Origin of the sequence: Paenibacillus shunpengii (assembly GCF_042684905.1) — a bacterium.
Taxonomy (GTDB): Bacteria; Bacillota; Bacilli; order Paenibacillales; family Paenibacillaceae; genus Paenibacillus; species Paenibacillus shunpengii.
This window is the reverse complement of record NZ_JBHUMJ010000002.1, coordinates 553,882-579,246: the sequence shown is the minus strand read 5'-3', so window position 1 is coordinate 579,246 and position 25,365 is coordinate 553,882. Positions and strand designations below refer to the sequence as shown.

Below are 25,365 nucleotides of genomic sequence, written 5' to 3'. Positions count from 1 at the left end.
TTCGCTTAAGAAGTGATATTACTAACGTTAAGCCTTATAACGCTAATTGATCGCAAAGGTTGCACGAAAAAAAATTACTTCGCGCCAATTGTACGATATTGTCCTGGAGCGAGCCCTGTCCATTTTTTAAAAGCATGCTGAAACGCACTGTCCTCCGAAAAATGAAGCAAATAAGCAATGTCCGCAATGGACTGCTCCGGCTCCTTAAGATATCTAAGCGCAAGCTCCTTGCGAATATCATTGAGCAGCCTTGTGTATGTCGTATTCTCCTGCTGAAGCTTAGCCTGGAGCGTTCTCGTGCTCATATGAAAATACGCTGCAGCATCCGATATACTTGGCAGGCTGACCCTGAGCTGCTCCATGATCCACCTTGTGAGCTCATCCGTAAAATGACGGCCGGCCTTCAGCTTAAGGAGTACATCTGAAGTCCGTTCTTCAAACCATCCGGCAAGCCGAACATCGGCATAAAGCACCGGATACTCCAGTACTTTCTGAGGAAAATACAGACTTGTATGCTCCTTATTAAACTCGGGCTGCACACCAAGCACTTTCCTGTACTCATCTCCGCTGTCCGGTTCCGGATGCATGAGCGTTATTCTGCTGAACTCGATAGCTCTGCCGCTAAGCCGAATCATGATATGAACAAGCGAGCTCACCATATCGTCTACACAATGTCTTGATGGCGGATAAGACAGCTCTTCCAGCGATAAAGTGAGTACCGCCTCTGAACCCTGCCTAGAGAGCCGTATATCATAGCCGCTGCAGACCGTTGCATAATATCTTTGATAGGCGTAAATACATTCCCCAATGGTCCCCGAATGCACCATCGTATACCCCAGCACTCCAAGATCCGCCATCTCCATCTGAGAACCCTGGTGAAGTCCAAAATGCTCATCCTCCAGAAGCTCTGCCGCCGCACAAACCAGCTTCACATGCTGCTCTGCCCCAATGCGGGCTTCCGGATCCTGCAGCAATCTGGGGTCCAGACCATTGTCCCGGCAAAAGGTGTCCACATCATAACCGGATAAAGAAACGCTCTTGATCATGGTATATAGCATCGTAATGGATATGCCGTAATCGACGATCTCCCCCACCTCCCTTAAAAAAGCAGAACAGAACATGAATTCTGCGTGATAGATCATAAGTATAAATTCAAACTTCCTATATGATGAGTAACGAAGAACATTTCACACGCATCCATTAGGAGGATTAAATGATATGAGTAAATCTCAACTACCCGTAATTACGATAATACTAGGACATCCTGATCGTGACAGCTACTGCACCGCACTCGCTCAAGCTTATATGAAGGGAGCTAGAGAGCAAGGAGCAACCGTTCACTTGCTTGAGCTCGGCGAGCTGAGCTTCAACCCCAACCTCAAATACGGATACAGACAACGGACTGAGCTGGAGCCGGACCTGCTGTATGCTCAGGAGATGATCAAGCAATCGGATCACATTGTCCTGATCTATCCCCTCTGGTGGGGAAGCATGCCAGCGCTTCTCAAAGGCTTCTTTGATCGGATTCTTCTTCCCCACTATGCTTATCTGCAGCGTCCGAGCAGTCTGCTCTGGGATAAGCTTCTTACCGGCAAGACAGCCCACCTTATTGTCACGATGGATACTCCATCCTTGTATTATCGGCTCATATATGGAAGGGCAGGACATCGTGTGGTCAAACAAGGTATATTCGGTTACTGCGGAATCAAGACACGAAAAATTACCGAAATCGGTCCGGTTAAAACATCGACAGACGTTAAGAAACAGCAGTGGCTGAGTAAAATCCACAAGCTTGGAGCCAAGCTGGCCTGACGTTACAGAAAAGTTATGCATCAAGCGATAGGATTGATTCGTGTCCCATGCCGTTCTCCAAATGCCCATGCGGGGTTACTGTATGACTGAGCGTAAGTCTCTACGCAAGCTCTGTCAATCGTTTGAGCAAGCGGCGCTTTTTATACAGCATTTTCCCGGCTTCAGACACATCGGACAGCGTTCCTTTGTTGCTGATGGACCCGAATATAATCCCTGCGATGGGAATCATCTGAAACAGTTGCTTCCAGCCAAGACTGTCCCGATACGTATTGACCACCTCGCGCCAGCCCTGGATCTGGGATATGACCTCAGCATTCGTATGCTCTTCATCGAAGGTAGCGAGTTCGGTTAGGATCGCTTTCTTTCCGACGATGTCGGCGGAAGAGAACTGAAGACATTTGAGTACAAATACTCGCTCCATGGGATCATTCGGATCATAGCCGTAACAGATGGCGATCTCTTGGAGCGTCTTGAGTGAATTGCCGAGAACCAGCGTCATGTCTGCAGCCATCGTAATAAATCCGCCGACCCCGGTAGCTGCACCGCTTGCCGCTGCAAATTTCACGCGCTCCGAGATAATGTCATCTGCTACCTGGTCCATTACCAAGACAGGCAGGTGTGATACCTGTTCAAGTGAAATGGCAGAGGCCTCTTCATGGTCAGCATCCTTCTGCTTCTGGCCTTTGCCTGTTACACTCGCAGTGACGCTTGAAGCGGCTGTGCTCAGCTGTTTGAACAGCGTCTTCATACTGCCTTTCTTGTCTTCTTCCTTAGTGGAACCTTCCTTAGTGGAACCTTCCTGAGCTTCACCTTGCAGTATGTTATTAATCCGGCGAAGCACCGTTTTTGGGTTAACCAGAAATTTACCGCCATTCTGAATAAAAGCACCCATTTCATTCAGGACATCTCCCAGCTTGTCGCGAACAATCTTCGGCGTCAGCTTATCCAGCATCACAAAGGGCAGCCGGCCAAGCTTTTCCCAAAAAAAGATATCCTTCTGCTCGTTCTCCCATTTCTCTATGTCAGCCAGCTGGCTCTTCAATTCATCGGCATGTTCCATCTTCATTATAATGACGTTCTCCTTCTATTCATTTCTCTTAAATTTCACAACATGTATACGATTTAGAATGGAGAAAAGATGCATTTCTATTCTTCATTTCCTGTTCACATTAGGTGTGATCCAAATCACAATTCGTCCCTTATGTCTCTTCTATACTTGAACTAATTCAACAGAGGGGGCTTTATTTATGTTAAGTACTCAAGATATCAAAATCATTCAATCCACGGTTCCTGTGCTCGAAGTGCACGGCAATGAGATTACACGGCGGTTCTATAAGCTGTTGTTTGAACATCATCCCGAGCTGCTCCATATTTTCAATCATGCCAATCAGAGCCAAGGCAAGCAGCAAGCAGCACTAGCCGCGATGGTATACGCTGCTGCCAAATATATTGATCGACTTGAAACTGTACTGCCTGCTGTTACCCAAGTCGCCCATAAGCACCGCAGCCTCGGGGTAAAGCCGGAGCACTATCCCATCGTTGGCAAGTATTTGCTGATGGCGATCAAGGATGTACTGGGTAAAGCCGCTACAGATGAGATTATTGAAGCGTGGGGGAATGCTTACCAGGTCATTGCCGACGTATTTATCCAAATGGAGGCCAAAATGTATGAGGAGGCTTCAGATCAGCCTGGAGGCTGGGAAGGCTTCCGTGCATTTGAGGTCGTAAAAACCGTGGAAGAAAGTGACATTATCCGTTCCTTCTACTTACAGCCTGCAGATCAATCGCCGCTCGCTCCGTTCGATCCTGGGCAATACATTAGTGTGAAAGTTGAAATTCCAGGTGATTCATATACCCATATTCGTCAGTACAGCTTGTCGGGCGCTCCCGGTCTGCCGCATTACCGAATCAGTGTCAAGAAAGAGACCGCCAGAGGGGATTCACCTGCGGGCAGAGTATCCAGCTATCTCCATGATCAGATTCAAGCAGGCGACACCCTATGGCTGTCAGCACCTGCAGGAGACTTCAAGCTTGAGATCCAGGATGATCGTCCGCTTGTGCTCATCGGAGGAGGCATCGGCATCACTCCCCTCATCAGCATGCTTCAGTCTGAACTGGCCAGCGGCGCAGAACGTGACATTACGTTCATTCATGCAGCTCAGCACATGAAGGTCCAAGCCATGGGACCACAGATCCGGCAACTGGAACAGGAGCATGACCGTCTGTCTGCTTATTTCTGTTACAGTGATCCTCAATCCGAAGATGAGGGCTACGACAGAGCAGGGAGAATCGATTCAGCCTGGCTTGCAGAGGTCGTTCAGACGACAGATGCTCATTTTTACTTCTGCGGACCGACCTTGTTCATGAAGAGTCTTCGGGGCATACTGCTGGACTGGGGTGTACGGGAGCAGGATTTGCATTATGAATTTTTTGGACCCAAAGAGCAGCTATAAATCCGGCTCCTGCACTTCCGATGTACCTGCTCTCAGCAAACGGTTAACTGTCTCTCTTCGAAGACCAATCAGCTGTCCGATCTCGGATTGGGTGAGCATATCGGTCATTTTCTCTGGAGCGAGGTAACCTTCCAGCCATCCCTGAAGCCGGCGAAGTCGTTCTGCGGGACTGGTCTCTGTCATTTGATCCATTCTCTCCTGCATCATTCTAACCTTATTTTGCAGCAGAAGTGCGATATCCCGATACTTCGCGGGCTGCTCCGATAAAGCATGGTACCATGCTGTGGAAGGGATCACTTCAATCTCACATGTAGTTAGAGCTATAGCCGTTCCGAAACAAGGACCCGGACTGATCAGGCTATGATGAGGAATGGTTTCTCCGGGTACGATGAGATTAACGAGATAGGCATTGCCATCCTCCTGAATTCGGACGATTTTTAGCAAGCCTTTATGAAGATGATACAGCGGCCCTGTATCTCCCTGACGAAAAAGAATCTCGCCTTTATGTAAAATCATGTTTTTCCTCCAGCTTTCTATAATACATTTGAGTGATGTTACTGATTCATCTTAACAAAAAAGAAGCCCGGAATACATTCCGAGGCTTCCTTTATATTCAGGAACATTTTTATTAAAAAGGCTCTACGAGCGGCGTATATCCGGATGGGATATTGGTTTCCGCTGTACGCTCCGTAATGACCTGTGGATACATCTTGTCCGGGTCTGGCTGGATAATCTGATATTTAATTATCGCTTTGCCATCCTTCCCAAGCTCTACCTTCTTGATCTCAAGTCCATAGCCCGGATTTGGCAGCTCCAAGCTGAGCTTGACCTTAATCGTCTTCTCATCTACGGTTTGGGAAGTCACTTCAGGTACATAAGCCTGCTGGCCGCTCCCCGGAATATCCGTACCTGGTTTTTCCTCAGAACCCCCGCCGTTTCCATAACGATCTACAACCTCGAGTGCGTTAAATACCATTTCCGCTGCCTCCATTCGGGTCAGCTCTTCATCCGGTCTGAATTCATCCTTATCGTTCAAACTGACGATATTCATGTTCAGCAAGGTTTGAATTGAGCTCTCATATTCCTTGTTGATCTTGTCACCATCGGCAATAAAGTTGTAACGAAGAATCGCAGGATAGGTTCCTGTCGTATTGAGCCCTTCATACAGCAGCTGGGCAAACACTTCTCGCGTCAAGCTGTTACTCGCATCGAATTGTTCAGGAACGGACAGACCGTGTGCTTTGGCAGCATTCACTGCTCCATCATACCAGCGTACGGCTTCAGCATTTGCTTCATCTTTCAGGTCATAAGCATTTACGATCATTTGAATACCCTGCGCCTCAGTCAACCGCTGCTCTGGATGAAACAGCTGGCTCGTCACTCCGCTCACAATCCCTTTGCTTCTCAGTGAATCCAACAGACTTAGCTGCTCCTTCGAGCTGACATCATCAAAGGCATAAGCGGACGCTCCGCCCAGTGCCATCGCAATACTCATTGCAGCTACAGATGCTTTAATCGTTCTACGCTTCATTAGTAACCAGCCTCCATCTTTAGTCAATCTATATTTTCCATCTCGATTTACACTCTAAACGAGCTCCGGCTCCAAAATGTTTCACTTGCCCCAGGTTCTTCGCTCCATATCCTTAATTAACCTTAGATTGAAGTCTCTCCATCCGTCTCTTAAATTATTTCCACTGATATTTACATATTTGATGGTTTGACAACGAAGGTATTATGCATAAGAATTAAATGTATGTTGTTTACCGATGAATCTTCTAGCTTTCGGTTAGGAATGCGAACAAAACGTTTATGTATGTGAAGGGGCATGCATGCTTTTTTTTGATAAAAAAGGCATCTGCCCTTTTCTTGCCGTGTCTAACTAAAAAAATAAGGAGATGACTTGCCTTATGCAAGATCGAAGTATGCTTCGCCATTATGTCGGTTCTCACTGGCCTTCCTACCTCGCTGCCATCCTGCTGATTATCATCTCTAATATTGATCAGGCTTTACTCCCCCGTGTGGTTGGTAATTTTACAGATGAACTCCAGCTTCAAACACTCACCATGGAAAAAATTATTTATTACAGCCTGCAGCTGCTCCTCATTGCCATCTCTTATAATGCGCTGTTTGGCCTGGGTCAATTTATGATAATGCGGCTCGGACGCAGATTTGAGTACGTCACTCGTGAGAAGCTGTTCGGTAAATTTTCTGAGCTGAGTGAGAAATATTTTGCCAAGCAAGGTACGGGAAAACTGCTCAGCTATGTGATGAACGATGTAACCTCGGTACGTGAAGCGATTTCAAATGGAATTAACCAGACAACGAACGCTGTCTTCCTGCTCCTGTCCTGCATTGTCATGATGATGATTGACGGAATCCCCCTAACTCTGATTGCAATCAGCGTCGGTCCACTGCTTGCCATTCCGGTGCTCGTTGTCTATTTCGGACCACGGATCCGCGAGAGATCCAAGCATGTGCAGGAAGCACTTGCATCCATGACCGAGTCTGCTGAAGAGCAGCTAGGCGGGATTCGAGTAACCAAGACCTTTGCCATAGAGGAGACCCAGCAGAACCGATTCGGTGCCTCTGTTGATGCCATCCGGGATAAGCAGCTGCGGCTCGTAAGGCTGTCCTCTTTGTTTCAAGCCCTTCTGCCCCTGCTCGGGGCCGTGTCTCTAGTCATCTCCATTGTCATCGGCGGTTATATGACGATACAGAATACGATCAGCCTGGGAAGCTTCGTCGCGCTAACTCTGTATCTGCGCATGATTATGGGTCCCCTTCAGCAGATTGGGAATGTGATCAATATGATGCAGCGGTCCAGCGCATCGCTCGACCGGGTAAATAACCTGCTGGCTGAAATTCCGGATGTCCAAGAAGTGCCGGATGCTGTTCCTCTAAGCAAGGTGGAGGATATTACGATTCGTAATCTATCCTTCAAATATCCTGGAAGCAAGGAACATGCCCTGCATAACATCAATCTTACCCTTCCCGCTGGCAAAACCATCGGCATTGTGGGCCGCACAGGCAGCGGCAAGAGTACACTCGTCAAGCTGCTGCTGCGAGTCTACGAGCCGCCTGCTAACACCGTTTTTATCAGCGGTCTTGATATCAGGCAATTAACGCTTGAGAGTCTCCGTTCCAAATTGTCCTATGTTCCGCAGGACGGGTTCCTGTTCAGTACGACGATTCGGGATAATATTGCCTTCAGCGACCGCAGTGCATCCCAGACTGAAGTAGAAGCTCCGGCGAAGCAGGCGATGATCTTTGATAATATCATCCAGTTTCCGAAGCGATTCGATACCCCTCTCGGGGAACGCGGAGTCACCTTATCTGGAGGACAACGTCAGCGGACCAGTCTCGCAAGAGGACTGATGAAGAAGGCACCCTTGCTGATTCTTGATGATAGTATGAGTGCTGTCGATGCCGTAACCGAAACCGGAATATTGAACAGCTTGAAGAAGGAACGAAAAAACAAATCCACACTCATCATTTCTCACCGCATCAGCGCGGTCAAGCATGCCGATCTCATCGTCGTTCTGGAGGAAGGACGGATCGTGGAGCAAGGCAGCCATCGGCAGCTCATGTCACTAGGCGGACAATATGCATCCCTTGCCCGCATTCAGGAGGAGGGGTTAAATCATGGCATCTAAACCGAATCGGAGTGCATTTCGTGAAATATTAAGCTATGGCCGGCCGCACCGGATGAAGTTTGTACTCATCTTCTTCTGTTCACTGCTCGGTATAGCCGCTGAGCTGTCACAGCCATATCTGATCAAGATCGCAATCGATGATCATCTTGCAATCGGAAATACAGAGCTTCGTTTTCTCATCTACATTGCTGTTCTTTATTTGGTTCTATCCATAATTAGCTTCATATTTACGTATATCCAGAACAATCTGCTCCAATTCACCGGGCAGAGCATCGTCGCATCGCTGCGCAGGGATCTATTCAAGCACATCACAAGAATGTCCATGTCCTTCTTTGACCGCAGACACAGCGGCAGCCTGGTCACGAACGTATCCAGTGATACCGAGACGATCAGCCAGTTCTTTACTCAGGTGCTGCTCAGTCTGATTCGTGACGGCATGATGCTCATTATGATTCTCTTTTTTATGTTCCAGCTGGATGTTACCCTTGCGGCATACTCCTTGGCTGTGCTTCCGGTCATTGCGATCGTCGCCGTCCTGTTCCGTAATTATTTAAAGGAGACTTATCAACAAGCAAGAACCCGGCTGTCCAGACTTGTCGCCTTTATTGCAGAGAACCTGTCGGGGATGTTCTTGATTCAGGCTTTTCATCAGGAGAAGGAGCAGCTGAAGCAGTTCAACAAGCAGAATGAAAGCTACTATTCGGCCAATATTCGTCAGGTCCGCTCCAACGTTATATTTAACCGGACCTTTGATATACTGGGCAACATCGCTCTTGTATTGATGGTCTGGCTAGGGGGGCAGGCTGTGCTCGGCAAATCTCTTGAAGTCGGTGTGTTATACGCCTTTATCAGCTATATCCGTCAGTTTTTTCAGCCGATTAACCAAATTACGATGCAATGGAATACGTTCCAGTCCACCACCGTTTCCATGGAAAGAATATGGAGCATTCTCAGTACAGAGCCCGAAATTCCAGATCCGAAGGATGTGGATGCCGTAAGTCTGACTGCAGATCAAGTGAAGGGCAAGATCACATTCGACGATGTGTCCTTCGGTTATTCAGCGGACCAGCCTATCATTCATCAATTGAATCTTACGATACGGCCTGGAGAAATGATTGGTGTCGTAGGCACGACCGGTGCGGGCAAGAGTACGGTGATCTCTCTGCTGAACCGTTTCTATGATGTAACAGAGGGCAGCATTCTAATCGATGATATCGATATTCGGCGGCTGCCACAGCAGAGCCTCCACCGGATGGTCGGTCTCATTCAACAGGAGCCCTTCCTCTTCTCAGGCTCAATCATTGACAATGTGCGGATGTTCCGTGAGGAGATCAGCCGTGAAGAAGTTATCGAGGCGTGCAGCTATGTGGGTGCAGATCTGATGATCTCCAGATTGCCGGAGGGCTATGATACGCATCTGTCAGAGCGAGGAAGCGGACTATCTGCGGGAGAGCGGCAGCTTATATCCTTTGCCAGGATTGTTGTCTTCAAGCCCCGCATTCTCATATTGGATGAAGCAACAGCAAATCTCGATTCCCATACCGAGCAGCTGGTTCAGTCTGCACTTGATTCGGTTTCCGCCGGAAGGACGACGATCGTCATTGCGCACCGGCTGTCCACCGTGATGCATGCAGACCGTATTCTGGTCATGAAGGATGGTTCCATTGTCGAGTCTGGCAGCCATCCAGAGCTTATGCGGCTTGGCGGCTATTATAGAGAACTATACGATCATGCCCTGGAATCCGGTACGACTTCTAAGGAACATACGCATAATGATGCAGGATAGACCTGCTGTCCACTAGAGCCGACTGGCAGTTTTTACTGCTAAGTCGGCTATTGGTTCATGATGCAAAAGCTGGACTTTGGATGCAGTTCTCCGTGATGTGTCTCTTACAAAAGTCCTGTTTTATCCGACTTTCGTTGCCAATGCAGCGTTTCTGACCTTACAATTAATGGGTATATATACCAAGTTGATGACTTCACAGCTTCTATATAAGTAAGAACCCACTATACAAACGAGGTGAACAAGGTGACTAGAATTGTTGTCCCTCCTGAACGAATTCAGGAAATATCACAGCAATTTGCTCAAGCTTCTACGCTCACTAGCAGTATGATCTCTAACCTGAACGGACAGATTCTGTCTTTGCAGAGCAGATGGGCAGGCATTACGCAAGAACGTTTCTTTCAAGAATTTCAGGTCGCTCGCGGACAAATGGAGAGCTTCACCACTTCTGTTGCATCCATTGGAACTGAGCTTCGCTCCATTGCTGTTAAATTTGCCGAAACCGATCAGACTGCAGGCAACGGAATACATACGGACGGTAATTCTCAAGGACAAAATCCGAAGGAAACCCTGTCTAACTTATTTGATCAAGGGGAGAATGCTTGGAGTACTGCTAACGGCATTCGCGGGAACTTGGCGCTCGCAGGTACAGGCATGTACAGCCTTCTGGCAAGCACGCTTGTGCTGACCAAAACCGTTGAATTCAAGCGCAGTCCAAAGAATCCTACCCGGGCAGTTATCCATAATGCCAAGTGGGTCAATGGCAAGGGTCCGAATACTTTTCTTAGAAACATGGCACGTCGAATGGATAAACAGTTCCGCAATCCCGGACTTGTCATGAAGGGACTCAAAGGCTTCGATAAGCTGGCAGGGACATTAAAGATGGGTAAGCTTGGGCTCGGCTTCAGTAAAGCGAATAGTTTCTCTCAGTGGACTCGTAACGTTGTAGCTGGTGTACCCAAAGGGCAATACGGAATGAAAATATCTTCCATTCCCAAGATGATCGGGAAGAGACTGTTTCCGATTAACGTCGGACTTAATGTCTTCGATGAAGGAGTTAAAACCGTCTCAAAAATTAAAGCGGGAACCCTTACCGGTACGGATATCGCCGTATCTGCATCCAATGTCGTCATAAAATCTGCTGCAGCCGGCGCTGGTGCAGTGCTGGGTGGAGCAGCTGGAGCCGTATTGGGACCTGCGGGTGCAGCAGTAGGCGCATATATTGGAGGTACAATTGGTTCGGTTGCGGGGGGACATCTTGCCAAGGCTGCGGAAGAAGGAATCAAGTGGGTCAGCGGGCTGTTTAAATGATGTTTCGGCATCTATGAAGAAAATTACTTATTCCCGCAAGACAGCTATACTGTTTACCTTTGCAGGACTTCTTTTTGTACTGGGCGGTATTTATATTGTATGGTCCCTCAATTATAGAGACATAGGCATTCTAACACAATTGTATTATTTATCAGGCGCGATTCTTTGTATCTGGTTTATCGGGCCCCTTTTTTACTGGAATCTTCTTAATTCAATAAAGGCCAGTAACACTCTGTTCTCTTATAATGAAGAGGGTATTCAGCTGAACAACGGGAAGCTTATTCCTTGGAACACGATGATCAAGATTGAACATATCGACGGCAAAATGAATCGGTTTATTCTGCCTGTTCCTTCCCACCTCCTGCTAACAACAAGTCATGGAGAAATTAAAATAACTACTCATAATCTTCTGAGAAACAGAGAAAGCATTGTAATTAAAGAGCTGCGTTCCACCTGGAATCGAAATAAGCACATAAAATGATCTGCAATTCACATCTAATAGAAGATACAATCGATTCCGTTTCCGTAGGACATCTTGCTTAAGCTGTGGTAGAAGGCGTGCAGTGAGTAAGTAAAACGGACTAAGCAAATAACCTTTTGGAGGCAGTATACTATCATGACTTCTGTTACCTTTGAACGCAAAACTGCAATACGTAACACTCTGATCTGCTTCGTGTTCATTATTGTCGGTTTATTTCTTACATGGGAAGTCATTAACGGCAGGCATAGTATGATCTTTAGATTTTATTATGCTTCTGGCGCTTTCCTTGCTTTTTGGTTTATGGGCCCTCATTTTTATTGGAGCGCCGTCAGGACGGTCGGCAGTAATATTTTGTTTTCCTATAATAAAGAAGGTATTGTACTAAACGACAATCAGACCATTCCTTGGCATCAGATCAAGAAGCTTGAGAGTATCGAGGGGAAAATGAATAAATTCCTGCTTCCCGTACCCTCTCACTTTCTTGTTGTACTGAACGACAAGTCCGAAAAAAGGATTTATACTTACAGTCTGCTGAAAGACAAGGACACAGAGGTACTTAAGGTACTACGTTCAGCTTGGAATACAAACCGCCGATGAACTCTAAATCCTCATACAAAAGTCATGTTTTATCCGACTTTCGTTGCCAGTGTAGGGTTTCTGACCTTACAAATAATGGGTATATATACCAAGTTGATGACTTCACCGCTTCTATAATAGTAAGAAACAATATATGCATGAGGTGAACCAAGTTGACAAAAATTGTTGTCCCTCCTGAACGAATCCAGGAAATATCACAGCAATTTGCTCAAGCTTCTACGCTTACTAGCAGTATGATCTCTAACCTGAACGGACAGATTCTATCTTTGCAGAGCAGATGGGCAGGCATTACGCAAGAACGCTTCTTTCAAGAATTCCAGGTTGCTCGCGGACAAATGGAGAGCTTCACCACTTCTGTTGCCTCCATTGGAACCGAGCTTCGCTCCATTGCTGTTAAATTTGCCAAAACAGATCAGACGGCTGGAAACGGAATACATACGGACGGTAATTCTCAAGGACAAAATGCGAAGGAAACCCTATCTAACTTATTTGATCAAGGGGAGAATGCTTGGAGTACTGCTAACGGCATTCGTGGGAACTTGGCGCTCGCAGGAACAGGCATGTACAGCCTTCTGGCAAGCACGCTTGTTTTGACCAAAACCGTTGATTTCAAGTACAGCACAAAGAATCCTACCCGGGCGGTAGTACATAACGCCAAGTGGGTAAAAGGTAAGAGCTCAAATACATTCCTGAACAACCTGGCACGCCGAATGGATAAGCAGTTCCGAAATCCCGGTATGATCATGAAGGGACTTAAAGGTTTCGATAAGCTGGCAGGGACATTGAAAATGGGGAAGCTTGGGCTCGGCTTCAGTAAAGCGAACAGCTTCCCTCAGTGGACTCGCAATGTCGTTGCCGGCGTACAAAAAGGGCAATACGGAATGAAGATATCCGCAATTCCTAAAATGATAGGAAAGAAACTGTTTCCGATTAACGTCGGACTTAATGTCTTCGATGAAGGAGTTAAAACAGCGGCAAAAATTAAAGCGGGAACCCTTACCGGTACAGATATCGCCGTATCTGCATCCAATGTCGTGATTAAATCCGCTGCAGCGGGAGCCGGAGCTGTAATTGGAGGAGCACTTGGAAGTGCTATTGGACCAGCCGGTGCTGCAGTCGGAGCATATGTCGGAGGTGCAGTGGGTGCATATGCTGGTAAATATGTAGCATCCGCTGCAGAACAGGCGATTGGTTGGATAGGCGGCCTATTTAAATAAGTTTAGGAGGAATTTATGCAGTCTATCCGTTATAACCGAAAAACTGTTTTTTATAAAGCCATTTCAATCTTCTTGCTAATAATTATGTGTATTGTACTTGCTTTTGCCCTGACAGGAAACAATTTGGGTCCAGCCGAAACTATCTTCTACTCGTCTGCCATGGTTATAGGGCTTTGGTTTTTTGCTCTTCCATTTATTCATTTAATTAGGTTACTATTCTCTACAAAACCGCTACTCAACTACGATCAAGAGAAAATTCAATTGAATAATGGAAGAACAGTACCATGGTCAAATATTAAAAAAATAGAGTCACATCAAAGTTCGGTGAATAAATGGTTTCAGTCTGTACCTCCCTTCTATCGTTTTGTACTTAATAATCATGAGTTTGTAGATGTGAAAACCTTCCATGCATTCAGCACGGAAGAGTTTAATGAAACACTTAAGCATATTCGTGTAGCCTGGAATAGATATAAATGATCTGGAGATACCTGAGGCATAACACGATGACGCATGTAATTTATGCTCGTAAAACAGCTATACTTTTTACATTTATAGTACTAGTATTTGTTTGTATCGGTTTATTTCTGCACTTGGAGAAATAAACACAAAAAATCATGACCACTCCAAAAGTTTGAACCCATTCAAAACTGTCCTATATTTTATGGAGGCAGATCATGACTAAAGTAACTTATCATCGTAAAAATGCTATTATTCACACCTTGATATGTTTCCTCTTTTTTCTTATCCAGAGCCTTTCTTGCAAAAATCATCTATTAATCAGCCAATATATCTTAAGTAAAAGGAGATCTTATGGACAAATCATTAATTACGTTATCCATCGAAGAGTTTGGTTTTGCACTGGCTTCCTTGGGCGCAGATGATGTCGCAGCCGGCCTGCTGAAACCGATGTACGGTGAACTTAAAGAAAATGAATGGGAGCTAGTGCTGAGAGCAGCATCTCATAGTCTTCTATCCAAAGGCCTCATCGTACGTATGGAAGAAAATGAAATTGAATTCGTCCCTGAGCTTCTGGATATGCTTGTTCATTTTGCGAAAAGCCGGAGCATGCTGAGAGGCTACACCGATTGGGACGGCCAGGAGAAAGTTCTGACAATTCATAAAGGAACCGAATCAGGAGATCCGTACCTCTATCATTTATCTATTGATCAGCGCATCCACCTCTTTACCTGGACGGAGCCAAGTGAATGGGAAGAAGAATTATACCGTCTATATGTGGGACAAGCACGTACTCTGCCGCCTGGCACCTCCTCCCGTTTCCAGCTGCCTGAATCACAGTGGAGCCAATTGACAGAGAACCCTTCTCTTGAAAATGCCGATCGTTTAATCAACGAATGGTCCGTCAATGCCGCGGATAAGGATCTGATTGTATCCTGGTGCACCGATTTTCAAGCATCCGGACGAAGCCTGGATAACCTCAGCATTATGAATTATTCACAGGAAGAGCTGCCGGCTGCAGAGAGTATTTTGCTCCTGCTCCATACAGACAATCATTTCTGGAGCGTATATGATACACCACAGGAATCAGATGCCGAAACGCTCATCACTATTGAACGTACTGGTGAGAACAGCCTCCGGAATCAGCTTCAGGGCATGATCAAGCAATTTGCCAATCAGTAATACCTAATTGTATAGCTCACCTCCTTATCCTGCATGAACAGGTATAAAATTCAGGTTTGCTTGAAAAAATACTTGAGTATGCGAAGATGGGAGGAGGTGTGTTACTGATGAGCAAGTCTAAGAACCAAGCTACAAAAGCCGAGGTCAACTCCACGAAGCTGAACAAGCTGCCGGTACCTGGGGAGAATGACACTGAATTTTCTGCTGAAGAAGCAGCTCATGTGTTTGAGAAGCAGCCTTCATCCCAAAATAACAATCTGGAGCAGGATCCAAATCTGTAGTTCAACAGAGCTGAACCTCTCTATACCAAAATAAAAGCTTCACGGCCACCTTATGCCGTGAAGCTTTTTTTCACATTACCTGCGCAGCGCATTGGAGCTGACTACCCCATAACGGGACAGAAGTTTTCGTCCGATCAGTCCTACGATTCGATCCGTGAGAAATCCCATGAGCCCCAGGCACAAGAGTCCAACAAAGATCCAGTCGGTGCGGAAGAAGAGCCGTGAGTTCCAGATCAGGTAACCCACTCCCTCATTGGAAGCAATCATCTCTGCTCCAATAATCGCCATGAAGGAGGTCCCCATAGCTAACCGAATGCCTGTGAACATATAAGGCACGGTCGCTGGAACAATGACATGAAGAACAATTTGCCACTCTGACGCCCCCATGCTTCTGGCTGAACGAATCTTATCCTCTTCCACAGACAGAACACCCGTGAGCGTATTCAGTGTGACGATAAAAAAGGTTGCGTACAGAATGAGCATAATTTTGGACGTCTCCCCGATGCCAAACCAGACAAGGAACAGTGTAATGAAGGCAATCGGCGGAATAAACCGGATAAAATTCAGAAACGGCTCGGCGAATAGCCGGATCGCATTCACCTTCCCAATGGTAATGCCTACAGGTATAGCCAGGAGACTGCCAAGAGTCCAGCCCAGAAGCACCCGGTACGAGCTGATTCCTATATATTGGAGCAGTGTACCATCCATGAACAGCTCATAACCGCCTTGCAGTGTATAGATTGGTCCCGGTAGAATTTCCGGTTCATATACAAGTGACAGCAGATGCCACAGAATGATAAGTGCGAACCAGAAGGTGATATGCAGTGCTGCTTTTTTATACTTGCTCATAAGAATCTCCGCCTTCCGATATCCGCTTTATTCATCAAAATGGGATTGAATTTGGTTATAGACTTCATGAAACTCAGGTGCAGACAGATCTCTAGGATAGGCAAAAGGGACATCATACACATCCGTAATTTTGGAGGAGGGACCTGCAGACATAATACCAATTCGCTGCCCAAGAAGCAGCGCTTCCTGAATATCATGCGTTACAAAAATCACCGTCTTGTCTGTCTCCTGCCAGATCTTCACGAGCTCTCGCTGCATCGTTCGTCTCGTCATCGCATCCAGCGCACCAAAGGGTTCATCCATCAGTAAAATAGCGGGGTCATTGGATAGAACTCTGGCCAGCTGAACTCTCTGCTTCATGCCGCCTGACAGCTCCCTGGGGAACTTGTGCTCATGGCCCGCAAGACCTACCATGGATATATATTGATCCGAAATTTGCTTGCGTGCTGCAGCCGGTATCCGCTTCATTCGAAGACCAAACTCCACATTCTCCCTCACCGTAAGCCAGGGGAACAGGGAAGAGTCCGCCTGCTGAAATACAACCGCACGATCCTGTCCCGGTCGTTCAACCTCTTTCTCCCCAACCTTGACCTGCCCGGATGTCTTGGACACGAATCCTGCGATCAGACTGAGCAAAGTAGATTTACCGCAGCCGCTTGGACCAAGCAGGATAAAGAATTCTCCTCCTTTGACGGTCAAATTAACGTCCTGAATGATGTAATGGAGCTCCCCTTGAGCCTGTTGAGTAAAACTCTTATTAAGCTGCTCGATATAGATCTCATTGGCGCTTGCTGCTGCTCTCATACGTATCCCCTCCTTATTCCACTTCAACCCGATCCGGAAAAGCGGTGCGAATCAGATCCAGATTTATCTTCTCTTTCAGATCAAAATCCGTTTCAATCGTACCCGAATTGATCATGTATTCCTTCTGTCCGACCAGTCCTTCATAGGCCTTCTCGCTAAACCCAACGTTCCATGGATTATTGGGCAGGTCCTTCAGCGTAGCTTCTCTCGGCTGCTTGACTTGCTCATACAGAATATCAGCCGTTTCATCGGGATTAGCTTGGGCGTATTTAGAAGCTTCGTCCAGCGCTTTTAGAAAAGCAACCATGCCTTCTTTGTTATTTTCCAGCACTTCATTGGATGCAATTAATCCCGTACCCAGCCGCACAGGCGTCTGTGACATATCTGTCAATACATGAGCTTCCTCCAGTGCGCTGAATTTCTCATTCAGCACAGCCCCGTATATCCAGGTTGCGTCAATTTCTCCTTTTTGAAGAGCTACATAAGCTTCGTCAAATGCCCCTTGGCCTATGAGCTCAACCTCGGATAAGGACACTCCATTCTCGGATAGATACACATCCCATAAGTAAGGAATAAAGGTACCTCTGGAGAAGCTCAGCTTCTTCCCCTTCAAATCCTCCGCACTCTTGATCTCATTGCGTACATAGAGCTTCCACTCCTTGGCGCCTTGATCGGTAGCGCTGCCTGAAGAAGCGAAGATGGAGTAGTCTCCCTTGCTCACTGCATTAATAAGCGGATAATCCGCTCCAAAAGCAACATCTACCTGTTTAATGAAGAGCGAGTTAATTCCTTCTGCCGGTGTTGCAAAAGTGATAAGCTCTGCGTCAATCCCGTGTTTATCGAAGATTCCCTTGCTCTTGGCCACACGAAATATCGGATTTGTTGAAATATCTGCAATTCGGAGCTTAAGCTTACTGCCTTGCCCTTCTGCAGAAGTTCCGCAGCCGCTAAGCAGCGAGACCGTAAGAACAAGGGCAGCAAGAAGGCTTACATAACGGATGATCGCTCTCGATTTACTCATTTTGATCCCCGTCCTTTCGCTGCGTGACTTCGTCCTGAGTCGCTACGCAGAAGGCTCCCTCACCATAGGATTCCGTTCCCAGTATTTCAACGGCACTGACCGCTCCTCTTGGAGCTGCACCAGGCAATCGGAAATCCGCGACATCCAGTGGAGCAATTTCCACTTCAACAGGCTGTTCGAGCTGGGGAACCCAGTTATAAGGAACTCGGTAAGCGCGATAGACCATATTGGCATTTATTTTATTTTTGTATGGAGAGATGTACTCCCACACAATCTCATGCTCTCGTGTGACTTCAAAGATTCGGCCATCTGCTCCTTCGGTAATAAGCGTATTTCCATTCGGAAGGCGCTGGGCGGAGCTGATATAGGGGCTGTAGAACCGGTAAGCATCAAGGGGTACAACATATCCTGCCTCTGCCGGTGTATACTGCCATTCAATTTCGAGCGTAAGCGGGTTGATCTCAAGAATGCGGGAGTAGTCACGACGTGCTACCTTTACGCCGTCCGGTGCTTCCGGGTTCGGAGCTCCGAAGCCGGCCCAGCCCCCGTTATCGAACACAAGAATATTTCCTTCTCCAGGCAATCCTTGAGGTATCAGATGAGCATGGTGCTGTCCAATGATCCATCCGATCTGCTTAAGCTCCTCTGTCCCATAGTCAGGTCCCAGCTTCCATACGATGCTGCCTGTCTTCTTATCTGTAATGGCGATAATATTCGTCTCCCGCGCATCCCATATAATATTATCCGGATGGAAACGCTCATCACCTGCATCGTAGTGCTTATTAGGTCCTAAAACAGACGCTGAATTGATATGCATCCAGTCTCCGGCATGGCTTCCAAAGCCGCGGGAGTTCGGATCGCGGTAAAGTGATCTTTTGGCATCCTCATCGAATCCGAGCTCTTCAAAGTGGTCGCTCACTGACCATTCCCATACGATGTTTCCTTCCCAGTCCACTTCAATAATGATGTCATCCAGCAGCTCCTTATCAGATATTTCTGGGCGGTGTACGTTCTTGTGAGCGAGAATGATCGTATTGCCGGAGTCTATCTTCGGCTCCTGACCAGGGACATAATAGCCTACCGGATTCCCTTCGCGCTGGTAATCATGATGCTGGCGAGCCATCCACTCTCCTTCATGACCTGGATCTTCAATCCACTCCTGCCGATCAAACTTCCAGACAATATTGCCATCCCAGTCGACCTGGACCAGATTTGCTTCATCCTGAAATCCGTATTTTGGATCTCTTTCCTTCGTGCTTCCCAGCACATATCCGCCTGGAAAAAGCTTGTTCGGAAATCCTCTTAATCCCTTCCACAGCCGCACTTCTCTGCCGTTCATATCAATAAGCAGTGCTCCCGTATCTGCTGCTTGAAAAATCGTGTACCCGCCCCATGCCTTCTCTGGCAAATATACCGTTGCCCCTGTTGGATAAATCGTTGGATGTCCCATATTCATTTCTCCCCTCATATTTGTGGTTTAACTAGCAAAGGATCATATAATTGCAGCAATTCTTATTATTTTTAGTAGGATATAAATCGGTTGGGTCTGTCTAATTCACTGTCTGATTGACTCTCTGACTCATTCACTGATTTAGCGGTTGTCTGATTCACGGACGCTTCTATCCGTTTAATCACATTGTCTGACAACCCCTCTACCTGTACATTCAGTCGGTTCAGAAAAGTGACAGCAGACTTAAGCTCCTCGTTTGTAAAGCATCCAAAAATCTCATCAATGATAATGGAGCCGCTATCCTTGTTCCGCATGATCATTTCCCTACCCGATGGAGTAATTCCGAGAACTACAGATCTCCGGTCGGTATCACTCCGCTTGCGTATGGCATAACCACTTGCCTCCAGCTTGTCACATAAGGCAGTCACCGCTCCTGAGGTAAAATCAAGCTGCTCTGCAAGTTCTCCAAGCCGCTGATCACCTTCACGCAAGACCGTATTCAGGATAAGAATACCTGGGAGGGATATGCCTTCCACCGATACCTTGTCTCTCTCCTTCACAAATCTTCGTACCACTTTGCGGAACAAATAATCGACTTCTTCCAGCAGAATCCAATCCTTCTCCTGCATATCGCTCCTTTCAGGTGCATACCATGGAATGCAAAAAGGCCCCTAGCACCTCTTCACGCATGCATTCGCATCACGAAGAAAGAGATGGTTAGGAGCCTTTGGTTGGTCCAATCGGCTGACCGTTATGTATTCAGTTAATTAGGCATATGGTATGAATCAAATGTTGATCTTTCGCTTCATACCAAATGCTTCAGTATTAAAATAACGATTGCTTAATTAATGAACATTTACTTAATGACCACTCATTTAATGAGTTGTGGTGTAAATGTCTTGTTGCAAGATTAAACCAATTAATCCAACCTGTCAAGTATGTTTTTATATAAAAAAACCTTAACTCAGAATTGCGGTAGAATTCGTTTGAATTTGAGAAAGAAGCAATCAACATCATAAATGAATATACGAATGGGCCTAGGATCCGTCGAGTGTTTCGTGCGCTCGGTCTTACGGCAGCTTCTTTCTATTTTCAGCTACTGCTTAATATTTTTTAACTGCTTTTGTAAATCAAAATTATCGGGCTTAGGAAGATAAGCCCACTTTTCTCCATTTTGAATCCACTCTTTTAGATAACCCTCGTAGGTGTATTCTTGATCATCATCGTGAAAGCCAAACTCAAATCCACAGCATGGACATACGATAAATGACTTCTCTCCAGTTTCATATATGGGAGGGTCCTCCAGTTTGTTGTATCCACAAACAAGACAAGTGTATGTTTTCATGTTTATACCTTCTCACTAATTTATTTGGAGCCTGTTTCTTTAAGATAATACTTCACTCCAATCTTAACTAGTATATACGTTACTTTAGAAAAAGGATTGTCGCCACATGCCTTGCCTGCATCTAATCCGGGAATCAGCAGACAACTTACGATCCGAACCCACATTTACCTCGCAGCCCTACTTACAAAAAAAGGCCAGAGCTTCGCATACTTGCGACTCTGGCCTCCACCACCGCCCCCATAAAAAGGGGATGCGAAGGTGCCTTTGAGGTTTGCCTCCAGCGATTAGCGAAGAGGTGATTGTGGAGAGAGGAAGCGTCAGCGCTCGTTTTTTGTCTGCTGATTCCTTCCTTGCCTGCATCTAATCCGGGAATCAGCAGACAACTTACGATCCGAACCCACATTCACCTCGCAGCCCTACTTACAAAAAAAGGCCAGAGCTTCGCATACTTGCGACTCTGGCCCCCACCCCCGCCTCCCAACAAAAGGGGATGCGATGATGTTTTGAGGTTTCCCTCCAGCGATTAGCGAAGAGGTGATTGTGGAGAGAGGAAGCGTCAGCGCTCGTTTTTTGTCTGCTGATTCCTTCCTTGCCTGCATCTAATCCGGGAATCAGCAGACAACTTACGATCCGAACCCACATTCACCTCGCAGCCCTACTTACAAAAAAAGGCCAGAGCTTCGCATACTTGCGGCTCTGGCCTCACCCCCGCCCCCCCATAAAAGGGGATGCGAAGGTGCCTTTGAGGTTTGCCTCCAGCGATTAGCGGAGAGGTGATTGTGGAGAGAGGAAGCGTCAGCGCTCGTTTTTTGTCTGCTGATTCCTTCCTTGCCTGCATCTATTCCGGGAATCAGCAGACAACTTACGATCCGAACCCACATTCACCTCGCAGCGCACTTAGCTGGAGTAAATTATGTTCAGTTTTTTCAAAACCTCAACTCTTACTTCGCACTCACCTTCAACCGAATGACATTCCAGCTCGCCTTAGCAAGCTGTGCAGTTACCGTCGTACCATCGACGACTGCATTTCCATTCTTATGAGGAGCTACGCGATCTGGCTGCGCTGCTGTATTCACTGCTTTCAGATCATCGCTTTCGAGTACAATATGCTCAATGATCTGGCATTGGCCGAAACTGCGCAGATCCACTTCCACAGGCAAAGACTCATCGAGATGACGGTTTACAGCAAAGACGGTAACCTCCTCGGACTCTTCATTATGGATCGCAATCGCTTCAAGGTAAGGAACGTCTGTAATTTCCTTCGTATCATATTTAGGAGATTGAATCAACGGCACAAGGGCTTGACCACGACCGTATACAGAAGTGTGCAGATAAGGGTAATAGATCGTTTGTTTCCAAGCAGCACCGCCATTCTCAGTCATAATCGGAGCAATGACGTTGACGAGCTGAGCGAGACATGCCATTCTCACACGGTCGGAATGCTTGAGCAAGCTGATCAGCATACAGCCAACAAGCAGTGCATCCTCATGATTATAGACGTCCTCGAGCTGTGGAGGAGCAATTTGCCATGGATCCATCTTGCTGTCGTTCTCATTGGAGTGGAACCATACATTCCATTCATCGAAGGAGAGGAGCATCTTCTTCTTGCTGCGCTTCTTCGCTTTGATATAATCACACGTTGCGGTAACAGTCTCGATAAACCGATCCATTTCAAGGGATCTTGCCAGGAACAACGCAGAGTCCTGTTCACGATTGCCGTAATATTGGTGCAAAGATAAGTACTCTACATGATCATAGGTATGATCAAGCACAGTCGCTTCCCATTCGGGGAACGTCGGCATGTTGATGCTGGAGCTTCCACAGGCTACGAGTTCAATGGTCGGATCTACCCACTTCATGACCTTGGCCGCCTCAAGCGCGACTCTACCATATTCTTCTGCCGTTTTATGTCCAATCTGCCATGGGCCATCCATCTCATTACCAAGACACCAGGTCTTAACATTGTGCGGATCCTTGTAACCATGCTTAATACGCAGATCACTGTAGTAGGAGCCGGAAGGATGATTGCTGTATTCCACAATATTACGAGCAGCGTCTACTCCACGTGTACCCAGGTTAACGGCCATCATGACCTCGGTATTAGCCTTCTTCGCCCAATCCACGAATTCATTGAAGCCAAACTCATTGGTTTCCACTGTACGCCATGCCAGCTCGAGACGGCGTTTACGATCTTCCTTCGGACCTACACTGTCTTCCCAATTGTAACCGGATACAAAATTCCCCCCTGGATAACGGACAATCGGAACCTGAAGATCCTGGATAAGTCTCATTACATCCTGACGTAAACCTGCTTCATCCGCAGTCTCATGACCTGGTTCGTAAATTCCTCCGTATACCGCACGCCCTAAATGCTCTATAAATGAGCCATAAATTCGTTTATCTACTTCTGCAATTCGAAAATCTTTGTCGACGATCATCTTTGCCTTATCTGCCATGAATTATGCCAACTCCTTAAATTAATTTAATTATTAATCCTTTAAGTAACTCATAATTCCCTCTTTTATTAAAATCCAAATAAAACTTAAATGCAATAACAATTTTGAATTTTATAAAATATAATTGAATTTATTTAATAGTTAATCCTATAATAAGAGTTAAGAATTAATCAACGGATTCAGGAGCGAATAGAACTTATGATAAGAGCAAATGCTGAGGATAAATGGCTTCCTCTGTATGAAGCGTTAGCCAGCGGTGTCCGGCTATCCATCATCCGGCTTCTTGCAGAGCAGCCTATGAATATTAAGGAGCTTGCTGCCTCTCTAGACTTAAGCAGTGCAATTGTAACCAGCCACGTCCGCAAACTGCAGGATGTCGGTATTGTTGAATCCAAGATGATTCGCAAGGACGGCGGAACACATAAGATCAATTCTCTGGCCGTCGATTGGATTGAGATTGTGATGCCGAATAAGGTTCAGCAGCTAGCACGCAAGTATAAGGAAACCTCTATTCCGATTGGGCATTATACCGAGTTTGAGGTGTATCCGACCTGTGGATTGTCAACAACAGAAAAAGTCATTGGACAGTATGATGATCCGCGTTATTTTCTCGATCCCGAACGTGTGAATGCACACATCTTATGGTTTGGCCGAGGATATGTAGAATATAAAATCCCTAATTACCTGCTGCAAAACGAGCATATAACAGAGATTGAAATTTCATTTGAGATCGGTTCTGAGGCTCCTGGCGTTAACCCCAATTGGCCTTCTGACATTTCCTTTACTTTAAACGGCATACCGCTCGGAAAATGGACAAGCCCCGGAGACTCGGGACATGGCAGAGGTGTCTTCACACCGGAATGGTGGCATGATGAAGTGAATCAATATGGACTCTTGAAGGTCATTCGCATCACAAACGAGGCTACTTTTATTGATGGACAACGCATGTCGGAGATGACCATACAAGATATTCCGATAGAACGTAATCAATGGACATTCCGTCTAGCTGTTGAACAGGACGCGAAGCATGTCGGTGGATTAACATTATACGGTGAAGGCTTCGGTAATTATAATCAGAACATCATTCTGAGACTTTACCACTAAAAAAGCCTCTTCCGCCAGGAAGAGGCTTGTCTTAGATATTATATTACAGCGCGCTGCCGCCATACAGGAAGCGGTATTCCCAATGCTTGCCTTTGTAAGTATCGACTTTAACACCGCCGGATTCCGTAGAGTACGTATGAAGCATTTTGCCATTACCCAGGTAAATCGCGACATGCGTAATTCTTGCTGAACTCTTATTGATTCCGGAGTACGAGGATTTGCTCGAACCTTTGTAAGACATGAAGAACATCAGGTCACCGCGTTTCAGAGAAGAAATGCTGGATTTTGCATTCCCTTTGTTCTTAACATATGTTCCTTGTTGACGAGAATCCGCTGGAAGCGTAATACCCGCTCCATCCATGAATGCACGTCTTACAAAAGAAGAACAGTCAAATGTCTTGGTGCTGCTGCGTGGTGCACCGAACTCATAAGGCGTTCCAAGGTATTTCTCACCTGCGTCGATCACTTTCTCCACAGTTTTTGAACTTGTGCTGTTCGCAGAGACGCTGCCGCCGCTAGAAGAACTGCCGCTGCTTACTGTCTTTGTATATTTAGAAGAAGAAGAAATATATCCTGTGTTTCCTTTTGTATCTTTGACTTTAAGCCAGCTGGATCCAGATGTTCCAAGAACAGATACGGTTTCTCCCTTTTTCAGCATGCGAATGACGGATGAAGAAGTGGTTGCTTTCTCTCTCAGGTTAACACCGTAGAGTACTTCCTTAGTTGTTGTAGCTGCATAAGCCTGGCTTGAGAATACAGGCATGCTCACTGAGCCGAACATTAATGCTGATGCTATAGTTGCAGTTAGTATCTTTTTTGTAACCTTCATGTTGTAGAACCTCCTGAAGTTTTAGGTTTTGTTAATTCCTCATGACATCACCTTGCCATCAACTGTCCCCATTGTAGGACAGGCAAGCAACCTAAATCATCTGACTTTAGTCCTAATCACCCCTTTATAAATATAGGCATATAAAACTATATAAATACGTTATACGATTTAATTCTAAACTGCATTGTAATGATATAAACAAATCAAAATATCCTTATATATCAACACATTATTACAAATAAGCAAGAAAAAACAGCCTTAAATTTATTAGGTATATAGAC

Annotated in this window: 24 protein-coding genes; 12 read left to right on the top strand and 12 right to left on the bottom strand. The window is 46.2% G+C overall.

Features of this window, described 5'->3' with window-relative positions; all coding sequences use genetic code 11:
- Window positions 1-74 precede the first annotated feature (74 nt).
- Window positions 75-1,142 carry an AraC family transcriptional regulator gene (locus ACFSVM_RS02515; protein WP_379260223.1) on the bottom strand — a complete coding sequence of 356 codons (1,068 nt, stop codon included), beginning with the start codon at window positions 1,140-1,142 and terminating at the stop codon, window positions 75-77.
- Between the two features lie 76 nt (window positions 1,143-1,218).
- Between ACFSVM_RS02515 and ACFSVM_RS02510 the strand changes: the two genes are divergently transcribed.
- Window positions 1,219-1,812 carry an NAD(P)H-dependent oxidoreductase gene (locus tag ACFSVM_RS02510; protein ID WP_274338217.1) on the top strand — a complete coding sequence of 198 codons (594 nt, stop codon included), beginning with the start codon at window positions 1,219-1,221 and terminating at the stop codon, window positions 1,810-1,812.
- A gap of 100 nt (window positions 1,813-1,912) precedes the next feature.
- Here the strand turns inward: ACFSVM_RS02510 and ACFSVM_RS02505 are convergent, their stop codons facing one another.
- Window positions 1,913-2,872, bottom strand: a complete 960-nt coding sequence (locus tag ACFSVM_RS02505) for an EcsC family protein (RefSeq protein ID WP_379262853.1) — start codon at window positions 2,870-2,872, stop codon at window positions 1,913-1,915.
- 187 nt (window positions 2,873-3,059) lie between these two features.
- On the opposite strand from ACFSVM_RS02505, the gene hmpA reads away from it, so the two are divergent.
- The gene (hmpA, locus tag ACFSVM_RS02500) at window positions 3,060-4,265 is read left to right on the top strand and encodes an NO-inducible flavohemoprotein (RefSeq protein ID WP_274338215.1); all 1,206 of its coding nucleotides are present in this window, start codon (window positions 3,060-3,062) and stop codon (window positions 4,263-4,265) included.
- On the opposite strand, the gene ACFSVM_RS02495 is transcribed toward hmpA, so the two are convergent.
- Both ACFSVM_RS02495 and ACFSVM_RS02490 read right to left on the bottom strand, forming a co-directional pair.
- The gene (locus tag ACFSVM_RS02495) at window positions 4,260-4,781 is read right to left on the bottom strand and encodes a Crp/Fnr family transcriptional regulator (protein ID WP_274338214.1); all 522 of its coding nucleotides are present in this window, start codon (window positions 4,779-4,781) and stop codon (window positions 4,260-4,262) included. The two genes, hmpA and ACFSVM_RS02495, sit on opposite strands and share 6 nt — an antisense overlap.
- A 112-nt stretch (window positions 4,782-4,893) precedes the next feature.
- The gene (locus ACFSVM_RS02490) at window positions 4,894-5,796 is read right to left on the bottom strand and encodes an S-layer homology domain-containing protein (RefSeq protein WP_379260220.1); all 903 of its coding nucleotides are present in this window, start codon (window positions 5,794-5,796) and stop codon (window positions 4,894-4,896) included.
- Window positions 5,797-6,172: 376 nt separating this feature from the next.
- Between ACFSVM_RS02490 and ACFSVM_RS02485 the strand changes: the two genes are divergently transcribed.
- The 9 genes from ACFSVM_RS02485 to ACFSVM_RS02445 all read left to right on the top strand — a co-directional run bounded on the left by ACFSVM_RS02485 (window position 6,173) and on the right by ACFSVM_RS02445 (window position 15,226).
- Window positions 6,173-7,918 carry an ABC transporter ATP-binding protein gene (locus ACFSVM_RS02485; RefSeq protein WP_076312068.1) on the top strand — a complete coding sequence of 582 codons (1,746 nt, stop codon included), beginning with the start codon at window positions 6,173-6,175 and terminating at the stop codon, window positions 7,916-7,918.
- Window positions 7,908-9,704, top strand: coding sequence for an ABC transporter ATP-binding protein (locus tag ACFSVM_RS02480; RefSeq protein WP_090726171.1), 1,797 nt, complete (start codon window positions 7,908-7,910; stop codon window positions 9,702-9,704). The genes ACFSVM_RS02485 and ACFSVM_RS02480 overlap by 11 nt, the downstream gene beginning before the upstream one ends.
- A 243-nt stretch (window positions 9,705-9,947) precedes the next feature.
- Window positions 9,948-11,012, top strand: coding sequence for a WXG100 family type VII secretion target (locus ACFSVM_RS02475; protein ID WP_379260217.1), 1,065 nt, complete (start codon window positions 9,948-9,950; stop codon window positions 11,010-11,012).
- Between the two features lie 13 nt (window positions 11,013-11,025).
- A complete protein-coding gene (locus ACFSVM_RS02470; protein ID WP_379260215.1) occupies window positions 11,026-11,493 on the top strand; it encodes a hypothetical protein in 468 nt (155 codons plus the stop codon).
- A gap of 135 nt (window positions 11,494-11,628) precedes the next feature.
- Window positions 11,629-12,090: a hypothetical protein gene (locus ACFSVM_RS02465; protein ID WP_379260213.1), complete on the top strand. Its 462-nt coding sequence runs from the start codon at window positions 11,629-11,631 to the stop codon at window positions 12,088-12,090.
- A 152-nt stretch (window positions 12,091-12,242) separates the two neighbouring features.
- Window positions 12,243-13,307 carry a WXG100 family type VII secretion target gene (locus ACFSVM_RS02460; protein WP_379260211.1) on the top strand — a complete coding sequence of 355 codons (1,065 nt, stop codon included), beginning with the start codon at window positions 12,243-12,245 and terminating at the stop codon, window positions 13,305-13,307.
- A gap of 15 nt (window positions 13,308-13,322) precedes the next feature.
- A complete protein-coding gene (locus ACFSVM_RS02455) occupies window positions 13,323-13,784 on the top strand; it encodes a hypothetical protein (RefSeq protein ID WP_379260210.1) in 462 nt (153 codons plus the stop codon).
- A gap of 333 nt (window positions 13,785-14,117) precedes the next feature.
- Entirely contained in the window at window positions 14,118-14,945 is an 828-nt protein-coding gene (locus ACFSVM_RS02450) for a hypothetical protein (RefSeq protein WP_379260208.1), read from the top strand.
- Between the two features lie 107 nt (window positions 14,946-15,052).
- On the top strand, window positions 15,053-15,226 hold the full coding sequence (locus ACFSVM_RS02445; RefSeq protein ID WP_170862328.1) for a hypothetical protein: 174 nt from the start codon (window positions 15,053-15,055) through the stop codon (window positions 15,224-15,226).
- A gap of 75 nt (window positions 15,227-15,301) precedes the next feature.
- Here ACFSVM_RS02445 and ACFSVM_RS02440 read toward each other — a convergent pair whose 3' ends face one another.
- The 7 genes from ACFSVM_RS02440 to arfA form a co-directional block, all read right to left on the bottom strand.
- Window positions 15,302-16,075 (bottom strand): ABC transporter permease, encoded by a 774-nt coding sequence (locus ACFSVM_RS02440; protein WP_379260205.1) that lies wholly within the window; start codon window positions 16,073-16,075, stop codon window positions 15,302-15,304.
- 27 nt (window positions 16,076-16,102) lie between these two features.
- A complete protein-coding gene (locus tag ACFSVM_RS02435; RefSeq protein WP_047912244.1) occupies window positions 16,103-16,879 on the bottom strand; it encodes an ABC transporter ATP-binding protein in 777 nt (258 codons plus the stop codon).
- Between the two features lie 13 nt (window positions 16,880-16,892).
- Window positions 16,893-17,900 (bottom strand): ABC transporter substrate-binding protein, encoded by a 1,008-nt coding sequence (locus ACFSVM_RS02430; protein WP_379260203.1) that lies wholly within the window; start codon window positions 17,898-17,900, stop codon window positions 16,893-16,895.
- Window positions 17,893-19,350 carry an aryl-sulfate sulfotransferase gene (locus tag ACFSVM_RS02425; protein WP_379260201.1) on the bottom strand — a complete coding sequence of 486 codons (1,458 nt, stop codon included), beginning with the start codon at window positions 19,348-19,350 and terminating at the stop codon, window positions 17,893-17,895. The genes ACFSVM_RS02430 and ACFSVM_RS02425 overlap by 8 nt, the downstream gene beginning before the upstream one ends.
- A gap of 71 nt (window positions 19,351-19,421) precedes the next feature.
- Window positions 19,422-19,979, bottom strand: a complete 558-nt coding sequence (locus ACFSVM_RS02420) for a MarR family winged helix-turn-helix transcriptional regulator (RefSeq protein ID WP_379260199.1) — start codon at window positions 19,977-19,979, stop codon at window positions 19,422-19,424.
- 467 nt (window positions 19,980-20,446) lie between these two features.
- Window positions 20,447-20,695 (bottom strand): hypothetical protein, encoded by a 249-nt coding sequence (locus ACFSVM_RS02415; RefSeq protein ID WP_379260197.1) that lies wholly within the window; start codon window positions 20,693-20,695, stop codon window positions 20,447-20,449.
- A gap of 941 nt (window positions 20,696-21,636) precedes the next feature.
- Window positions 21,637-23,151, bottom strand: coding sequence for an arabinosylfuranosidase ArfA (gene arfA / locus ACFSVM_RS02410; protein ID WP_379260195.1), 1,515 nt, complete (start codon window positions 23,149-23,151; stop codon window positions 21,637-21,639).
- Window positions 23,152-23,349: 198 nt separating this feature from the next.
- Between arfA and ACFSVM_RS02405 the strand changes: the two genes are divergently transcribed.
- Window positions 23,350-24,255: an ArsR/SmtB family transcription factor gene (locus tag ACFSVM_RS02405; RefSeq protein ID WP_083655773.1), complete on the top strand. Its 906-nt coding sequence runs from the start codon at window positions 23,350-23,352 to the stop codon at window positions 24,253-24,255.
- A gap of 43 nt (window positions 24,256-24,298) precedes the next feature.
- Here the strand turns inward: ACFSVM_RS02405 and ACFSVM_RS02400 are convergent, their stop codons facing one another.
- Window positions 24,299-25,084, bottom strand: coding sequence for a C40 family peptidase (locus ACFSVM_RS02400; RefSeq protein ID WP_076312081.1), 786 nt, complete (start codon window positions 25,082-25,084; stop codon window positions 24,299-24,301).
- Between the last annotated feature and the right edge of the window lie 281 nt (window positions 25,085-25,365).

What these genes read in the sequence shown, in the direction of transcription:
- ACFSVM_RS02470 (WP_379260215.1), top strand. Translation starts at nt 11,026, where the DNA reads ATGAAGAAAATTACTTATTCCCGCAAGACAGCTATACTGTTTACCTTT.
- hmpA (WP_274338215.1), top strand. Translation starts at nt 3,060, where the DNA reads ATGTTAAGTACTCAAGATATCAAAATCATTCAATCCACGGTTCCTGTG.
- ACFSVM_RS02430 (WP_379260203.1), bottom strand. Translation starts at nt 17,900, where the DNA reads ATGAGTAAATCGAGAGCGATCATCCGTTATGTAAGCCTTCTTGCTGCC.
- ACFSVM_RS02420 (WP_379260199.1), bottom strand. Translation starts at nt 19,979, where the DNA reads ATGCAGGAGAAGGATTGGATTCTGCTGGAAGAAGTCGATTATTTGTTC.
- ACFSVM_RS02450 (WP_379260208.1), top strand. Translation starts at nt 14,118, where the DNA reads ATGGACAAATCATTAATTACGTTATCCATCGAAGAGTTTGGTTTTGCA.
- ACFSVM_RS02405 (WP_083655773.1), top strand. Translation starts at nt 23,350, where the DNA reads ATGATAAGAGCAAATGCTGAGGATAAATGGCTTCCTCTGTATGAAGCG.
- ACFSVM_RS02495 (WP_274338214.1), bottom strand. Translation starts at nt 4,781, where the DNA reads ATGATTTTACATAAAGGCGAGATTCTTTTTCGTCAGGGAGATACAGGG.
- ACFSVM_RS02415 (WP_379260197.1), bottom strand. Translation starts at nt 20,695, where the DNA reads ATGAAAACATACACTTGTCTTGTTTGTGGATACAACAAACTGGAGGAC.
- ACFSVM_RS02440 (WP_379260205.1), bottom strand. Translation starts at nt 16,075, where the DNA reads ATGAGCAAGTATAAAAAAGCAGCACTGCATATCACCTTCTGGTTCGCA.
- ACFSVM_RS02510 (WP_274338217.1), top strand. Translation starts at nt 1,219, where the DNA reads ATGAGTAAATCTCAACTACCCGTAATTACGATAATACTAGGACATCCT.
- ACFSVM_RS02445 (WP_170862328.1), top strand. Translation starts at nt 15,053, where the DNA reads ATGAGCAAGTCTAAGAACCAAGCTACAAAAGCCGAGGTCAACTCCACG.
- ACFSVM_RS02490 (WP_379260220.1), bottom strand. Translation starts at nt 5,796, where the DNA reads ATGAAGCGTAGAACGATTAAAGCATCTGTAGCTGCAATGAGTATTGCG.
- ACFSVM_RS02505 (WP_379262853.1), bottom strand. Translation starts at nt 2,872, where the DNA reads ATGGAACATGCCGATGAATTGAAGAGCCAGCTGGCTGACATAGAGAAA.
- arfA (WP_379260195.1), bottom strand. Translation starts at nt 23,151, where the DNA reads ATGGCAGATAAGGCAAAGATGATCGTCGACAAAGATTTTCGAATTGCA.
- ACFSVM_RS02435 (WP_047912244.1), bottom strand. Translation starts at nt 16,879, where the DNA reads ATGAGAGCAGCAGCAAGCGCCAATGAGATCTATATCGAGCAGCTTAAT.
- ACFSVM_RS02455 (WP_379260210.1), top strand. Translation starts at nt 13,323, where the DNA reads ATGCAGTCTATCCGTTATAACCGAAAAACTGTTTTTTATAAAGCCATT.
- ACFSVM_RS02485 (WP_076312068.1), top strand. Translation starts at nt 6,173, where the DNA reads ATGCAAGATCGAAGTATGCTTCGCCATTATGTCGGTTCTCACTGGCCT.
- ACFSVM_RS02425 (WP_379260201.1), bottom strand. Translation starts at nt 19,350, where the DNA reads ATGGGACATCCAACGATTTATCCAACAGGGGCAACGGTATATTTGCCA.
- ACFSVM_RS02480 (WP_090726171.1), top strand. Translation starts at nt 7,908, where the DNA reads ATGGCATCTAAACCGAATCGGAGTGCATTTCGTGAAATATTAAGCTAT.
- ACFSVM_RS02515 (WP_379260223.1), bottom strand. Translation starts at nt 1,142, where the DNA reads ATGATCTATCACGCAGAATTCATGTTCTGTTCTGCTTTTTTAAGGGAG.
- ACFSVM_RS02465 (WP_379260213.1), top strand. Translation starts at nt 11,629, where the DNA reads ATGACTTCTGTTACCTTTGAACGCAAAACTGCAATACGTAACACTCTG.
- ACFSVM_RS02400 (WP_076312081.1), bottom strand. Translation starts at nt 25,084, where the DNA reads ATGAAGGTTACAAAAAAGATACTAACTGCAACTATAGCATCAGCATTA.